Source organism: Corynebacterium mastitidis DSM 44356, from assembly GCF_000375365.1.
In the GTDB taxonomy this organism is placed as follows: domain Bacteria; phylum Actinomycetota; class Actinomycetes; order Mycobacteriales; family Mycobacteriaceae; genus Corynebacterium; species Corynebacterium mastitidis.
In genome coordinates this window covers 1-16,602 of sequence record NZ_AQXB01000004.1, presented here as the reverse complement: position 1 = coordinate 16,602, position 16,602 = coordinate 1, and the positions used below count along the sequence as shown (strand labels likewise).

The window sequence follows — 16,602 nt, the reverse complement described above, 5'->3', positions numbered from 1 at the left end:
GGCGGATGAACAGGGGGCCGCTACGGCACGACCCCGGGACCCTCGCCGGCGGCACGCGCCCCGGCGAGGAGCAGCGGCAGTGATGGTACCCGAGGGCACCTCACCGCCTGAGCGCGGGGCTACTTGTTGCCGTTGCGCTCGTCAATGATCTCCTGGGAGACGCTGGAGGGCACCTCGCCGTAGGAGTCAAAGACCATGGAGTAGTTGGCGCGGCCCTGCGTCTTGGAGCGCAGGTCGCCCACGTAGCCGAACATCTCGGACAGCGGCACCTTGGCCTTGACCAGCTTGGCGCCCGCGCGATCCTCCATCGCGGAGACCTGGCCACGGCGGGAGTTGATGTCGCCGATGACCTCGCCCATGTACTCCTCGGGCGTGGTCACCTCCACGGCCATGAGCGGCTCCAGCAGCACCGGCTTGGCCTTGGCCACGCCCTCCTTGAGGGCCTGGGAACCGGCGATCTTGAAGGCCATCTCGGAGGAGTCCACCTCGTGGTAGGCACCATCGAGCAGGGTGGCCTTGACGTTCACCAGCGGGAAGCCCGCCAGGAAGCCGTACTGCATGGCATCCTGCACGCCGGCGTCCACGGAGGGGATGTACTCCTTGGGCACGCGGCCGCCGGTGACGGCGTTCTCGAACTTGTAGATCGCGGACTCGCCCTCCTCCAGCTCGTCCTCCGCCGGGGCGTAGGGCTCGAAGGCCATGATGACCTTGGCGAACTGGCCGGAGCCACCCGTCTGCTTCTTGTGGGTGAACTCGAGCTTCTCCACGGCCTTGCGGATGGTCTCGCGGTAGGCCACCTGCGGGGCGCCCACGTTGGCCTCCACCTTGAACTCGCGCTTCATGCGGTCCACGAGCACGTCCAGGTGCAGCTCGCCCATGCCGCCGATCACGGTCTGGCCGGACTCCTCATCCAGCTCCACGGTGAAGGTGGGGTCCTCCTCCGCGAGCTTCTGGATGGCCACGCCCAGCTTCTCCTGGTCGGACTTGGTCTTGGGCTCGATGGAGACCTTGATCACCGGGTCCGGGAAGTCCATGGACTCCAGGATGATGGGATCGCTCTGGGAGCACAGGGTGTCACCCGTGGTGGTGTCCTTCAGGCCGATCACGGCGTAGATGTTGCCGGCGTGGGCAAAGTCCACCGGGTTTTCCTTGTTGGCGTGCATCTGGAAGAGCTTGCCGATGCGCTCCTTCTTCCCCTTGGTGGAGTTGAGCACCTGCTCGCCCGGCTCCATCGTGCCCGAGTACACGCGCACGAAGGTCAGCTTGCCAAAGAAGGGGTGCGCGGCGATCTTGAACGCCAGCGCGGACAGCGGGGACTCGTCGGAGGGCTTGCGGGTCAGCTCCACGGACTCGTCGCCCACCTTGTGGCCGTGCACCTCTCCGACGTCCAGGGGCGTGGGCAGGTAGTCCACGACGGCGTCGAGAAGCGGCTGCACGCCCTTGTTGCGGTAGGCGGTACCGCACAGCACCGGGTAGATCTCCGAGGCCACGGTCATCTTGCGGATGGCGGCCTTGATCTCCTCGACCGTCAGCTCCTCGCCGCCGAAGTACTTCTCCATGAGGGCCTCGTCGGACTCCGCCACGGCCTCCAGCAGCTTCTCGCGGTACTCCTCGGCCTTCTCCTGAAGATCCGCGGGGATCTCCTGGTACTCCGGCTCCGCGCCGACCTCGACCTTGCCCGGCCACACGATGGCCTGCATGTTGATGAGGTCCACCACGCCGTCGAAGTCATCCTCCGCGCCGATGGGAAGCTGGAGCACCAACGGCTTGGCGCCCAGGCGATCCACGATGGTGCCCACGGTGTAGTAGAAGTCCGCGCCGAGCTTGTCCATCTTGTTCACGAAGCAGATGCGCGGCACGTCGTACTTGGCGGCCTGGCGCCACACCTGCTCGGACTGCGGCTCCACGCCCTCCTTGCCGTCAAAGACGGCCACGGCGCCGTCGAGCACGCGCAGGGAGCGCTCCACCTCCACGGTGAAGTCCACGTGGCCCGGCGTGTCGATGATGTTGACCTGGTGGCCCTCCCAGAAGCAGGTCACGGCGGCGGAGGTAATGGTGATGCCGCGCTCCTTCTCCTGCTCCATCCAGTCGGTGGTGGAGGCGCCGTCGTGCGTCTCGCCCACCTTCCGGTTGATGCCGGTGTAGAAGAGGATGCGCTCGGTCGTGGTGGTCTTACCGGCATCGATGTGCGCCATGATGCCGATGTTGCGGACCTTCTTGAGATCCTTAAGCACTTCTTGTGCCACAGTCATACCCCAACTTGATTGTTGTGGCCGCCGCCGCCACGCCGCCGGGATCGACCGGGGCGCGGCACGCCAGCGTGCCGGGTGGATAATTCTCGTTCAATTGTGCCATTGTTTGCCGCCGCAGGCATGGCGAGCGGGGCGCTCGCGCGTCCCCCGCCGCGCCGCCTGGCGACGCCGCGTAAGAAAAGGACGACCCTACGCGGCCATCACGCGCCCGGAACGCCGGTGCGGCCGCGCGCACGCGCGGGCCGACGCACCGCGCCGCGGGGGTGATGCTGCGAAAGGGGCCGTCCTCATCTCTATGGCAACGCTCGCCGTGATTACCAGCGGTAGTGGGCGAAGGCGCGGTTGGCCTCGGCCATCTTGTGCGTATCCTCGCGGCGCTTCACGGAGGCGCCCAGGCCGTTGGAAGCATCCAGGATCTCGTTGGCCAGGCGATCCATCATGGTGTGCTCGCGGCGCTGGCGGGTGAACGTGACCAGCCAGCGCAGGGCCAGGGTGTTGGAGCGGCCCGGCTTGACCTCCACCGGGACCTGGTAGGTGGCACCGCCCACGCGGCGGGAGCGAACCTCCAGGTCGGGGCGGATGTTGCCCAGGGCCTTCTCCAGGGTGCCCACGGGATCGGTGCCGGTCTTCTCGCGGCACTTCTCCAGCGCGCCGTAGACGATGCGCTGGGCGGTGGACTTCTTGCCGTCAAGGAGAACCTTGTTCACCAGCTGGGTGACCAGCTCGGAATCGTAAACCGGATCCTTGATAATCTCGCGCTTCGGTGCTCGGGACTTACGCATGGTGCTTTACTTCTCCTTCTTCGCGCCGTAACGGGAACGAGCCTGCTTACGATCCTTCACACCCTGCGTATCGAGGGCGCCGCGAATGATCTTGTACCGCACACCCGGGAGATCCTTCACACGACCGCCGCGCACGAGCACCATGGAGTGCTCCTGCAGGTTGTGGCCCTCACCCGGGATGTAAGCGGACACCTCGATGCCGGAGGTCAGGCGCACACGCGCGACCTTACGCAGAGCGGAGTTCGGCTTCTTAGGGGTGGTGGTGTACACACGGGTGCACACGCCGCGGCGCTGGGGAGAACCCTTCAGCGCAGCGGTGGCCACCTTGGTGGACTTGGAGTGGCGGCCCTTGCGGACCAGCTGCTGAATAGTGGGCATAAACCATCCTCGGTTGAACTGAACAGTTTTATGGCAAACATGCAAAAATAGGGGCTCTTCTCCGGGGCCCTACCGCACGTCCGCCTCCGACCCACGATGGTTGCCAGCATTGCGTGCCGACGCCCAGGGGCCAGGGGGATTGTCCCGCATACACGGGAGACTCAGTTAAGGCTACACCTCGGCGGAGGGGGTGGCAAATGAGGCTGGGGAGGGGTGCGGGGAAACTTCGACCCCCGCCGCGCGCAATATAATTGGCATACATCACGCCCCCACCAGCGGAGGTACCCCGGCCATGAGGAACTACACCCTGCGGCTCGTCACCGCCCCCGTGCAGCGTGGCGCCTGGGACGCGCACTACGGCTTCCTGGACGCCGTACCGGGGGCGTCCCTTCTTGAGAACCCGGCGGCGCCGGAGATCGTCCTTGACCTCGACCCACGATCCGGCCACGGCAAACCGCCTCGCCGTGGGCCTGGCGAACCGCCTCGGCCTGGACGTCATCCGGGTGTCCGTTACGGCCGAGCACCCCGGTGAGCGTCTCGCTGGTGGATCGCTCGCCAGCGGGCCGTGAGGGCGCACCGCGCCAACCCCTCATTCGGGGCCCGTACCCCACCGATACTCGTCCCTGCCCTGGAGGAGCCGCTGATACACCTCCTCGCCCAGGTATTCTCGCGCCTCCCGTGGCACGTAGCCCCAGCAGAATCCGCCGTTCGGGGCGATGAGCGCCGGCTCCTCGTGCCCGGGTTCAAGGGAGCCGATCTCCTCATGGAAGTGCAGCGCCATGAGCATCGCCGGGTCCTCCTCCACCGTGGCGCACCTCTCCCAATACCGCCGCCACTGCTCGTCGGTGAGCTCGATGCGCACCACCGTCCCATCCGCACCGCGCCAGCGCAGCGCCCCCTCCGCGGTGAAGAACTCCCCCTCCGGCACCGCCGCGCAGAACCGGCGGCGCACCTCCTCCACGCTCATCCCTTCCCGGTCTTCTTGAGACATTGCCGTCTCCCCTTCCAATCCGACATATCGGGGCCATGTGTCCGGTTATACTCTGTCCACGCCCCTCTTATCTGACATATATGGCAGATATGTCAGATAAGGCCCTCTTGATGCTGTGAGCAGCCCCCTCTTGGGTGAAACCGTTTACGCGCGGTACACGGTAGACCGATGCCCGAGATCAAGCACCACGATCACCACCGTGTGATCCACGATCTCAGCCACCAGGCGGTAGTCGCCTACTCTCCACCGCCATAAGCCCGATTTTGTGGCTACGAGGGCCTTGCCCCGCGAGCGGGGATCATCCAGCGCCGCCACTTCCTTCAGAAAGTTACGCACCCGCACCTGAACGGGCTTGTCGAGTTTACGGAAGGCCTTAGCGGCCCGCGGTGTAAACTCAATCCCCCAAACCACACTCCACCTCTAGCTGATCGAGGGAAATAGTGCGCAGGTCACCGCGGCGAACCGCCTCGGCCTCGGCCCTCAGGGTATCAAGATATTCCTGCTCATCGAGGTATCGATCCACCGCCTCGCGCAGATAGAACGCCACCGGCCGCCCCGTGGATCGCGCCAAGGCATCAAGGCGCGCCTTCTGCTCCTCATCGACGCACAAAGAGATAACCGCACTCATAAGGACATATATACACCGGGACGCACCCCACCCCGGAAAACTGAGCCCCAACCAAGCCAAAGGCCCGCCCCTCCCCTCTCGGGAGGAAGCGGGCCTTATAGCCGCAGGGGTGTCACACCCTACATGTCGAACGCCTCGTCCAGCGGCACGGAGGCGCCGGTGAACTCGCCGAAGCCGTCGTCTCCGTAGATGGCCTCCCCGTAGGTGGGGATGGCATAGGCGGCGTTGCGGGCCTCCTCGGTGGGCGTGACCGTGATGTTGCGGTAGCGCGAGATACCCGTACCGGCCGGGATGAGCTTACCGATGATCACGTTCTCCTTCAGGCCGATGAGCTTGTCGGAGCGCTTGTTGATCGCGGCGTCCGTGAGCACGCGGGTGGTCTCCTGGAAGGAGGCCGCCGAGAGCCAGGACTCCGTGGCCAGGGAGGCCTTGGTGATGCCCATGATCTCGCTGCGCAGCTCGGCGGGGTTGCCCCCGGCGGCGAGCGCCTCCGCGTTGGCGGCCTTGGCCTCGGAGAGGTCCACGAGGGTTCCGGGGAGGAACTCCGTGGAGCCGGAGTCGATCACGGTGCCGCGCCGCAGCATCTGGCGGATGATGATCTCGATGTGCTTGTCGTGGATCGCCACGCCCTGGGTGCGGTACACGGCCTGCACCTCGTCGATGAGGTGCTTCTCCACGCCGCGGCGGCCCAGGACCTCCAGCACGTCGTGCGGGTCTGCGGGGCCGCGCAGCAGGCGCTCGCCCACCTCCACGTGGTCGCCCTCGCGCAGGGCGCGCTCGATCATGGCGTCCGGGTTGGACTCCATCGGGCGGCGCACCTGGGCCAGGCCCTGGCGCTTGGAGAGCTTCTCGTACACCACGTTGTCGCCGCCGTCGTCCGGGGTGATGGTCAGGGTGTAGAAGTTGCCCTCGTCCTCGAGGTGGATGGTGCCCGCCACGGAGGCGATCGGCGCGCGGTTCTTGGGCACGCGGGCCTCGAAGAGCTCCTGCACGCGGGGCAGGCCGCCGGTGATGTCGCCGCCCACACCGCCCTGGTGGAAGGTACGCATGGTGAGCTGGGTGCCGGGCTCGCCGATGGACTGCGCGGCCACGATGCCCACGGCCTCGCCGATGTCCACCAGGTGCCCGGAGGCCATGGACTTGCCGTAGCACTTGGCGCACACGCCGGTGGGCGTCTGGCAGGTCATCACGGAGCGGACCTTGACCCACTCCACGCCCGCGGAGACGAGCCCCGCCACGGTGGCCTCGGTGAGGTCCGCGCCGGCCTCGAGCACCACGGCGCCCTCGGCGTTGGTGGCGTCCGTGGCCAGCACGCGGCCCGCCACGGAGGTCTCCACGAACTCGTGGGCGCGGTAGCCGGACTCGGTGCCCGGTGCGGCCACCGCCACGGGCACGCGCACGCCCTGGCGGGTGCCGCAGTCGTCCTCGCGGACGATGACGTCCTGGGCCACGTCCACCAGGCGTCGGGTGAGGTAACCGGAGTCGGCGGTACGCAGGGCGGTATCGGCCAGGCCCTTGCGGGAGCCGTGGGAGTTGTTGAAGTACTCCAGCACCGAGAGGCCCTCGCGGAAGGAGGTCTTGATCGGTCGGGTGATGTAGTCACCCTTGGAGTTCACCACCATGCCCTTCATGCCGGCCAGGGTCCAGATCTGGCGCATGTTACCGGCGGCGCCGGACTTCACGATCATGGGGATCGGGTTGTCGTCCGGGTAGAGGTCCTCCACGGCCTCGCCCACCTCGTTGGTGGCGGCCTGCCACAGCTCCACGAGGCGGTCGTAGCGCTCGCGCTCGGTGAGCGCGCCCTGCTGCCAGTACTTGCGCTCGATCTGACGGGCCTCGTCCTCGTAGCGCTCCAGGATGTCCGTCTTGTTGGGCAGCACCAGCACGTCGGACATGGAGATGGTCACGCCGGAGCGGGTGGCCCAGTAGAAGCCGGCGTCCTTCATCTTGTCCATGGTCTGCGCCACGGTGATCATGGGGTACTTGGCGGCGAGGTCGTTAATCACGTCGCCCAGCAGGATCTTGCCGGAGCCGCCGCCCTTACGCACCATCACGCCCTCGAGGTAGGGGTAGTCCCAGGGCAGCAGCTCGTTGAACATGATGCGGCCCAGGGTGGTCTCCGCCAGCCATTCCTGGCCGCGCTCCCAGCCCTCGGGGAACTGCTCCACCTCCACGTCCTCCGGGGGACGCAGGTGGGAGATGCGCACCTTGATGGGCGCCTGGAGGCCCAACACGCCGCGGTCGCGGGCCATGATGGCCTCCGCCATGGAGGTGTACTCGCCCTCCGCGGGGCGGTCCTCGGTGGCCGGGGTGTAGCGGCCCTGGCCGCCGATCTCGTCCTCGCCCTTGTCCATGGTCAGGAAGTACAGGCCCGTGACCATGTCCAGGCGCGGCATGGCCAGGGGCTTGCCGGACGCCGGGGAGAGGATGTTGTTCGAGGCCAGCATGAGCACGCGCGCCTCGGCCTGGGCCTCGGCGGACAGCGGCAGGTGGACGGCCATCTGATCGCCGTCGAAGTCGGCGTTGAAGGCCTCGCAGGCCAGCGGGTGGAGCTGGATGGCCTTGCCCTCCACGAGCTTGGGCTCGAAGGCCTGGATGCCCAGGCGGTGCAGGGTGGGGGCGCGGTTGAGCATCACCGGGTGCTCGGAGATGGCCTCCTCCAGCACGTCCCACACCTCGGGGCGCTGGCGCTCCACCATGCGCTTGGCGCTCTTGATGTTCTGCGCGTAGTCGTGCTCCACCAGGCGCTTCATCACGAAGGGCTTGAACAGCTCCAACGCCATGAGCTTGGGCAGGCCGCACTCGTGCAGCTTGAGCTGCGGGCCCACGATGATCACGGAACGTCCGGAGTAGTCCACGCGCTTACCCAGCAGGTTCTGGCGGAAGCGGCCCTGCTTGCCCTTGAGCAGGTCGGAGAGGGACTTCAGCGGGCGGTTGCCCGGGCCGGTCACGGGGCGGCCGCGACGCCCGTTGTCGAACAGCGCGTCCACGGACTCCTGCAGCATGCGCTTCTCGTTGTTCACGATGATCTCGGGCGCGCCGAGGTCGATCATGCGCTTGAGGCGGTTGTTGCGGTTAATCACGCGGCGGTACAGGTCGTTGAGGTCCGAGGTGGCAAAGCGGCCGCCGTCGAGCTGCACCATGGGGCGCAGCTCCGGGGGGATCACCGGGATGGCGTCCAGCACCATGCCGGCGGGGTCGTTGCCGGAGCGCTGGAAGGCCGCCACGACCTTCAGGCGCTTGAGGGCGCGCATCTTCTTCTGGCCCTTGCCGTTGTTGATGATCTCGCGCAACTGCTCGGCCTCGGCGTCGAGGTCAAAGTTGCGGATGAGCGTCTGGATGGACTCCGCGCCCATGCCGCCGGTGAAGTAGTCCTCGTAGCGGTCCACCAGCTCGGCGTAGATCGTCTCGTCGATGATCATCTGCTTCGGCGCCAGCTTGATGAAGGTCTGCCAGATCTCCTCGAGGCGCTCCACCTCGCGCTCGGCGCGCTCGCGGATGTGCTGCATCTCCTTGTTGGCGGCGTTTTGCACCTTGCGGCGGGCATCCGCCTTGGCGCCGGCGGCCTCCAGCTCGGCCAGGTCCTCCTCGAGCTTCTGCGCGCGCTCGGCGATCTCGGACTCGGCGTCGGCCTCCACGTCCTTCTTCTCCAGCAGCATCTCCGCCTCCAGGGTGGACTGGTCGGCGTGGCGCGCCTCCTCATCCACCGAGGTGATGATGTTGGCGGCAAAGTAGATGATGCGCTCGAGGTCCTTGGGCGCAAGGTCCAGCAGGTACCCCAGGCGGGAAGGAACGCCCTTGAAGTACCAGATGTGGGTGACGGGTGCGGCGAGCTCGATGTGGCCCATGCGCTCGCGGCGCACCTTGGACTTGGTCACCTCCACGCCGCAGCGCTCGCAGATGATGCCCTTGTAGCGCACGCGCTTGTACTTGCCGCAGGCGCACTCCCAGTCCCGGGTGGGACCGAAGATGCGCTCGCAGAACAGGCCGTCCTTTTCCGGCTTGAGGGTGCGGTAGTTGATGGTCTCCGGCTTCTTCACCTCGCCCTTGGACCAACGACGGATGTCGTCAGCAGTGGCTAGGCCAATGCGAAGCTCGTCGAAGAGGTTTACGTCGAACACGTAACTCCCTTTCCCCTCCCCTGGCGGGAGGGATTGAGATGGCGGATAAGACTTAAGGGGTCTGGTTGTGCTTAGGCGATGTCGGCATCGGAGCGCTCGTCGCGGGACAGGTTGATGCCCAGCGAGGTCGTGGCCTCCATGTCGTCATCGGAGCCGGAGAGCTCCATCGGCGTGCCGTCCGCGGAGAGCACCTCCACGTTCAGGCACAGGGACTGCAACTCCTTGAGCAGCACCTTGAAGGACTCGGGGATGCCCGGGTCCGGGATGTTCTCGCCCTTGACGATGGCCTCGTACACCTTCACGCGGCCCATCACGTCGTCGGACTTGATCGTCAGCAGCTCCTGGAGGGTGTAGGCCGCGCCGTACGCCTGCATGGCCCACACCTCCATCTCGCCAAAGCGCTGACCACCGAACTGCGCCTTACCGCCCAGCGGCTGCTGGGTAATCATGGAGTACGGGCCGGTGGAGCGGGCGTGAATCTTCTCGTCCACCAGGTGGTGCAGCTTGAGCATGTACATGTAGCCCACGGACACCGGGTACGGGAAGGGCTCGCCGGAGCGGCCGTCGAGCAGCATCGTCTTGCCGTTGCCGTCCACCATGACGTCGCCGTCGCGGTTGGGGCGGGAGTTGGCCAGCAGGCCCGCCACCTCGGTGTTGGTGGCGCCGTCGAACACGGGGGTCGCGGTGAGCGAGCCCGCCGGGACGTCGTACAGCTCCTTGGGGAGGGTCTTGAGCAGCTCGGCGTTCTTCTCGTCCTCCGGGTCCACCTGCCAGCCCGCGGCCGCCAGCCAGCCCAGGTGCGTCTCCAGCACCTGGCCGATGTTCATACGGCGCGGCACGCCGTGGGTGTTCAGGATGATGTCCACCGGGGTGCCGTCGGCCATGAAGGGCATGTCCTCGGGCGGCAGGATCTTGCCCACCACGCCCTTGTTGCCGTGGCGGCCGGCCAGCTTGTCGCCGTCCTGGATCTTGCGCTTCTGCGCCACGTACACGCGGATCATCTCGTTGACGCCGGCGGCGAGGTCGTCGTCGTCCTCGCGGGAGAACCGGCGCACGCCGATGACCTTGCCCGTCTCGCCGTGGGGCACCTTCAGGGAGGTATCGCGCACCTCGCGGGCCTTCTCGCCAAAGATGGCGCGCAGCAGGCGCTCCTCCGGGGTCAGCTCCGTCTCACCCTTGGGCGTGACCTTGCCCACCAGGATGTCGCCCGCGCGCACGTCCGCGCCGATGCGCACGATGCCGCGGTCGTCGAGGTCGCGCAGCACGTCCTCGGAGACGTTGGGGATCTCCCGGGTGATCTCCTCGGCGCCCAGCTTGGTATCGCGGGCGTCGATCTCGTGCTCCTCGATGTGGATGGAGGTCAGGATGTCCTCCTCCACCACGCGCTGGTTGAGGATGATGGCGTCCTCGTAGTTGTGGCCCTCCCACGGCATGAACGCCACGAGGAGGTTGCGGCCCAGCGCCATCTCGCCGTTGTGGGTGCCGGGGCCGTCGGCAAGCACCTCGCCGGCCTCCACGCGCTGGCCGATCTTCACCAGCGGGGTCTGGTTGTAGCAGGTGCCCTGGTTGGTGCGCTCGAACTTGCGCAGCATGAAAGTATCGCGCTGGCCCTCGTCGTCCATGATGGTGATGAAGTCCGCGGAGACGTTCTCCACCACGCCCGCGCGCGGGGCGATCACCAGGTCGCCCGCGTCGTAGGCGGCGCGGTACTCCATGCCGGTGCCCACCAGCGGGGCCTCGGAGCGCAGCAGCGGCACGGCCTGCTTCTGCATGTTCGCGCCCATGAGGGCGCGGTTGGCGTCGTCGTGCTCCAGGAAGGGAATCATGGCGGTGCCCACGGAGACCATCTGGCGCGGGGAAACGTCCAGGTAGTCCACGCCCTGGGCGGTGCTCACCTGGATGTCCCCGTCCTTCACGCGCACCTCGATGCGCCCCTGGGTGATGTTGCCCTCGGCGTCCACCTCGGTGGAGGCCTCGGCCACGGCAAAGCGATCCTCCTCGTCCGCCGTGAGGTACTCCACCTCGTCGGTGACCTTGCCGTCCACCACCTTGCGGTAGGGGGTCTCGATGAAGCCGAAGGGGTTGACCCGGGCGTAGGTGGCCAGGGAGCCGATCAGGCCGATGTTCGGGCCCTCGGGGGTCTCGATGGGGCACATGCGGCCGTAGTGGGAGGGGTGCACGTCGCGCACCTCGATGCCCGCGCGCTCGCGGGAGAGGCCGCCGGGGCCCAGCGCGGAGAGGCGGCGCTTGTGGGTCAGGCCCGAAAGCGAGTTGTTCTGGTCCATGAACTGCGAGAGCTGCGAGGTGCCAAAGAACTCGCGGATCGCCGCAGAGACCGGCCGCACGTTAATCAGGGAGGTCGGGGTAATGGACTCCGCGTCCTGCGTAGTCATGCGCTCGCGCACCACGCGCTCCATGCGGGAGAGGCCCACGCGCACCTGGTTCTGGATCAGCTCGCCCACGGTGCGCAGGCGGCGGTTGCCAAAGTGGTCGATGTCGTCCGTCTCCACCGGGATGACCTCGCCCGTGGGGGAGGTCATGGTGCGCTCGCCCGCGTGCAGGCGCACGAGGTACTCCAGGGTGGTGGCGATGTCCTCTTCCGTGAGCGTCATCAGGCCGTCGTGGTCCCCGCCCAGGCCCAGCTTGCGGTTGACCTTGTAGCGGCCCACCTTGGCCAGGTCGTAGCGCTTGGCGCGGAAGAAGGCGTTGTCCAGCAGGGACTGCGCCAGCTCGCGGGTGGGCTGCTCGCCCGGGCGCTGCTTGCGGTAGATCTCCAGCAGGGCCTGGTCGGTGTTCTCCACGCCGTCGTTTTCCAGCGTGGACATCATGATCTCGGAGAAGCCAAAGCGCTCGCGGATCTGCTCCGTGGTCCACCCCAGCGCCTTGAGCAGCACGGTGACCGGCTGACGGCGCTTGCGGTCGATGCGCACGCCCACGGTATCGCGCTTGTCCACGTCGAACTCCAGCCAGGCGCCGCGCGAGGGGATCACCTTCACGGAGTGCAGGGGGCGTTCCGTGGACTTGTCGATGGTCTGATCGAAGTACACGCCGGGAGAGCGCACGAGCTGCGAGACCACCACGCGCTCCGTGCCGTTCACGATGAACGTTCCCTTGTCCGTCATCATCGGGAAGTCGCCGATGAACACGGTCTGGGACTTGATCTCCTGGGTATCGTTGTTAATGAACTCAGCCGTGACGTACAGCGGAGCCGAGTAGTTAATGTCCTTGTCCTTGGACTCCTCGATGGAGTTCTTCACCTCTTCGAAGCGAGGCTCCGACAGGGACAGCGACATGTTGCCGGAGTAATCCTGAATCGGAGAGAGTTCATCGAGAATATCCTCAAGACCACTGGTGATGCGCGCCTCGGGGCCGCGCTCCTCCTGCTGGCGGGCGCGCCACTGCGGCGTGCCAACGAGCCAGTCAAAGGAATCACGCTGCACGTCAAGGAGGCCCGGGATCTCAATAGGCTCCGTGTACTTAGCAAAGGAGTAACGCTTCGGAGCTCCGGGGGTATCGGCCACTGACTTGGTCTGGCGGGAGACTGCCAAGATGGGTCCTTCCAGCACCTCACGCGGAGTGCCGGTTGCATGGGCCAACAACCGTGCACATCCGCTGGTAGTTTTAGCATTTTCACTGCTGTGGACACCCGCCCCAGATAGCACAAAATCACCTTGTCAAATTGGCTTTTCAAAGCCAAGCGATCAAGGTTACGGTGTGTACCGGAGACGGATTCCAGCGCAACGAAGTAGCCTATACCACTTTCAGCCCGCGCGCAAGGTCACGTTCGGCCCATGCGTATCGACGCCGCCCGCCGGGCGCACGCCGCCCTCAGCGACGCCCCGGCCGCAGGGCCCCGATCGCGCCCAGCGCCACGAGCGCGACCCCGAGGCCGATCCCCGCCCAGGACCATACCCCCACGCGCGGGCGATCCGCCACTCGCTGCGCCGCAGCGAGAAGTTCCTCGGACTGCTGGGGTTCCAGCCTCCCGTCGAAGGCAAGGACCTGCTCCCGCTTGGCCCCGTCCGCGGTGCCGTAGTAATCATCAATCTTCTCCCGAAGATCCACCACCAGGCCGGAGGCACGATCCACATAATAATCCCGCGTGGCGGAATGGAACAGGAAGCCGCGCCCGTCCTCCCCCTCCCCCGCCTCCGGGAAGTCCGTGGTATTAAACACCCCCGGGTACAGCCGGGCCACGTTGGTGGGCTCGATCACCTGGCGGAAGTGGTAGACCTCGCGCCCCTCCCGCTCCTCGACGCCCTCGAAGCTCGCCGGGGCGGTGCCGCGCAGGGTCTCATCGAACACCTCGTAGCCCTGCTCTTCCACGGGCGAGGGGAACTTCCACCACACCCCGGGCGCCGCCACCTCCTCCGTGGGGCTGGCGAGCTGCTGGCTCAGCACCGCGGAGCCCGTGCCCCGCCCGGTCACGCGGTCCACCCCGTAGCTCCACACCTGGGCGGAGATGAGGCGCTGCGCCTCCTCCTGGCGGCTCTCCCGCAACTGCGTGGTGCCCACGCGGGTCATCACCGTCTCTTCCGAGGAGGGCTCCTCCAGCGTGAGGTGCGTCTGGCGCACCACCGGGGTGGTCACCACCGGGCGGTTCGAGTCCGCCAGCACCATCGACTCCGCGGCGTCGTCCCGCACCGTCCACGTCAGTTCCCCCAGGTCCAGCGGGAGGCGGCTATCCTCCTGGATCACCCTGGGCGCCAGCGCCCCCGCAACAAGGAGGGCCGCGCCTACGCCCATGAGGAGCACGGAGACAACGCGAGAGGTTGGAAGCATGACCACGATGGTACCCGCTGGCTGCCCGCCCCCGCGTCGTGTCCTCGTGAGGGACTCGTAAAGGTTCATCGGGGGTGGGGGCGCGCCCTGCGCACAAGGGAAGGCCCCCTGCGGGGTTATCCACCAACCACATGGGGCCTCTCGCCCATTCACAGCCCTAGGCACCGCCGAGGCGCCCGGCCACTGTCACTCCCCTAGATCTGAGAGGGCATGCCCTCCTCGAACACCAGGGAACCAGACGGAATCGCCTTAATCGAGCGACGCGGCGTCTTCGGGGCCACGGCCTTACCCACCTCGGGAGCACCCTCGGTGACAACCGTGACGTTCTTGTCCTTCTTCGCCGCCTTGACCTCATCGGACGGGGCCGGCTTCAGCACATCCTGCGCCGTCACCGTCTGCGCCTCATCGTTGATGTCGTGGTGGACAGCCACCACCTCACCATCGGCGTTACGCAGCGTCTCGAAGGCAACCTGCTCGGAGCAATCGCCATCGGTCACCGCGATCGGGACATTGATCTGACCGTTGGCCACCTGCGGCACGAACGTCACCTTGGCGGTGGCACCCGTGGACTCGCCGGAGGCCTTGCACATCAGCTCGGCAGACAGCTCGTACTTCTTACCCGGAACCAGGTTCTCGAAGCTGACCGTGTCCACCACCGTCGCACCGGCCACCAGGGCACCGTGATCCTCGATCGCAGCGTCCGTGGTGATCTTCGGCTCGGGCTTACCAGGCTTGGCCGGCTTAGCCTCGGGCTTCTTACCCGGCTTGGGGCTGACGTCCTTGGCGGGCTGCTCAGGCTCCTCGCCCGGCTTCGGGGTCGTAGCGTGAGCAGGATCCACATTCGAATCCACCTTCTCGCCCGGCTTGTGCTCCTTGCCATCAGCATCCGTCCACGGAACCTCATTGCCATTCTCATCCACCGGAACACCAGAAGCCTTCGCCTCATCAGCATGCAGCTTCCCAGCCTCCGGAGCCTTGATCTTCGCAACAAAGTTCACCGACTCACCAACCTTGATGTCCTGCTTAGCAGGAGTAATCTCACCAAGCTCGATACCCGCGGTATCCGCATCCGTCAGCTCATCAGCAACAGACACATCCTTCAGATCCAGACCACCAGTGTTGGTCACCACAAAGGTCACCGTCAGCTCCTGATCCGCATCCTTAGCAACAAACGCCTTCGAGGAATCCTGAGCATCCACCACACCATCAGCACCAGGCTGATCCTGCGGCTTCTCCTCACCGGTGAACTCCTGCGTACCGATGTACTTCTTCAGCTCAAGCTTCGGAGTACCCGGGGTCTCCTCAGAGTTCACGGTCTGTGCGGCATCGTTGATGTCCTTGTGCTCCGCGATCGCGTTCGGCTTCGAAGCATCCGGGGTCTCATTGCCCTTGGCATCGACAACCTTCGAGGTCAGCTCCTCGAACGCCACCGCAGACGACACGTCCTTGGCATTCGCGTTGAACGTGATGTCCACGTCCACGGAACCGTCAACGGACTCCGCGTCCGAGGCCGGCGTGGTGAACGTCTTCTCACCGGAACCGATCACTCGGCTCTGGTCATCCTTGTCCACCATCTGAGCACGCAGCGTGTACTCCGTGCCCGGCTTCAGGCCCTCGTACGAGACCGTATCCACGACCTTGCCGCCCGGGGCGATCTCCATCGTCTTCGGATCCACCGACGTCTTAATCGACGGCTCCAAATCAGACGGCTCCGCAGGCTCGGAGGTCACCGACGTCGTCGGCTCCTCCGTCTCCACAGGCTCCTGGGAAGAAGGCTGCGGCTCCGGCTTCTTCGAAGACGGCGTGGGCTCATCGGAAGAATCATCCGACGGGTTGACCACCGGGTTCTCCGGCTGCTCCGACGGCGGCACGGACTCGGACGGCTTACCGGGGTTCGGCTTGGTCTCGTCCTTGACCTCGTAAGTCACCGTCTGCTTCGCGTCGTTGATGTCCTTGTGATCCGCGATCACATCACCCGAAGGCTTCGAACCATCAGTCAACTCCTCAGCACGATGCTCCTGAGCCTTCTCATCAGCAGAGGTCAGCGTCTCAAACGCCACCGCAGAATCACCAGACTCCAACAAGCCAGCCTTCAGCGGAATCTCCACCACCACAGAACCAGACACAGAACCATCATCGTTCTTCACGAACTCATCCAGACCAGACTCATCCGCCGTAAAGGTCTTCGAACCCGTCGCACCAGCAATCTCAGAAGAATCAGACTTCTTCATCAACTGCGCATCCAACGTGTACGAAGCACCCTCAACCAGGTTCTCCACCGTCACCGTGTCAAACACCGTCTGATCCTCGTCGGAAGCGAAGGCCTCAACCTTGCTGTCCTTATCAACCGAGGCCGAGGTGGCAATCTCCGGCGTGAACTCAGGCTCGGTCACGGTGTGAGCCTGATCCTCCTGAGACTCAACAGGCGTACCAGGCTCCTTGACAACAGGATTACCCTGCTCATCAACCTGCGGCTTGCCATCCTCATCGACCGGGGTGAAGCTCGTCGGCTCACCCTCCTCATCAACAGGAGTACCAGCAACATCAGCCTTATCCGCGTGCAGCTTACCCGCCTCCGGCGCCTTCAGATCGCCCACAAAGACCATCTTCTCGCCCACCGGCAACAGCTTCTGCTTCTCAGCATCCACCGCATGGATATTGCTCACCT

10 protein-coding genes are annotated in these 16,602 nt (G+C 65.8%); all 10 read right to left on the bottom strand.

Going from position 1 to position 16,602, the window contains the following annotated elements; all coding sequences use genetic code 11:
• Positions 1 to 119 precede the first annotated feature (119 nt).
• Positions 120 to 2,246: an elongation factor G gene (gene fusA / locus B140_RS0105375; protein WP_026166026.1), complete on the bottom strand. Its 2,127-nt coding sequence runs from the start codon at positions 2,244 to 2,246 to the stop codon at positions 120 to 122.
• Between the two features lie 320 nt (positions 2,247 to 2,566).
• Positions 2,567 to 3,034, bottom strand: a complete 468-nt coding sequence (gene rpsG, locus B140_RS0105370; protein ID WP_018118324.1) for a 30S ribosomal protein S7 — start codon at positions 3,032 to 3,034, stop codon at positions 2,567 to 2,569.
• A 6-nt stretch (positions 3,035 to 3,040) separates the two neighbouring features.
• Positions 3,041 to 3,412 (bottom strand): 30S ribosomal protein S12, encoded by a 372-nt coding sequence (rpsL, locus tag B140_RS0105365; protein ID WP_018118323.1) that lies wholly within the window; start codon positions 3,410 to 3,412, stop codon positions 3,041 to 3,043.
• Positions 3,413 to 4,001: 589 nt separating this feature from the next.
• Positions 4,002 to 4,403: a hypothetical protein gene (locus B140_RS0105360; protein ID WP_156801671.1), complete on the bottom strand. Its 402-nt coding sequence runs from the start codon at positions 4,401 to 4,403 to the stop codon at positions 4,002 to 4,004.
• Between the two features lie 144 nt (positions 4,404 to 4,547).
• Positions 4,548 to 4,745 (bottom strand): type II toxin-antitoxin system RelE family toxin, encoded by a 198-nt coding sequence (locus B140_RS0105355; RefSeq protein WP_244874403.1) that lies wholly within the window; start codon positions 4,743 to 4,745, stop codon positions 4,548 to 4,550.
• Positions 4,746 to 4,797: 52 nt separating this feature from the next.
• Positions 4,798 to 5,031 (bottom strand): type II toxin-antitoxin system RelB family antitoxin, encoded by a 234-nt coding sequence (relB, locus tag B140_RS0105350; RefSeq protein ID WP_018118320.1) that lies wholly within the window; start codon positions 5,029 to 5,031, stop codon positions 4,798 to 4,800.
• 119 nt (positions 5,032 to 5,150) lie between these two features.
• Positions 5,151 to 9,152: a DNA-directed RNA polymerase subunit beta' gene (locus B140_RS0105345; RefSeq protein WP_018118319.1), complete on the bottom strand. Its 4,002-nt coding sequence runs from the start codon at positions 9,150 to 9,152 to the stop codon at positions 5,151 to 5,153.
• Between the two features lie 71 nt (positions 9,153 to 9,223).
• Entirely contained in the window at positions 9,224 to 12,718 is a 3,495-nt protein-coding gene (gene rpoB, locus B140_RS0105340) for a DNA-directed RNA polymerase subunit beta (protein WP_083912245.1), read from the bottom strand.
• A gap of 262 nt (positions 12,719 to 12,980) precedes the next feature.
• Entirely contained in the window at positions 12,981 to 13,934 is a 954-nt protein-coding gene (gene pgfA / locus B140_RS0105335) for a cell envelope lipid trafficking protein PgfA (protein WP_026166023.1), read from the bottom strand.
• A 194-nt stretch (positions 13,935 to 14,128) separates the two neighbouring features.
• Positions 14,129 to 16,602 (bottom strand): VaFE repeat-containing surface-anchored protein (locus tag B140_RS0105330; protein WP_211208146.1); only part of this gene is annotated, 2,474 nt, incomplete at its 5' end.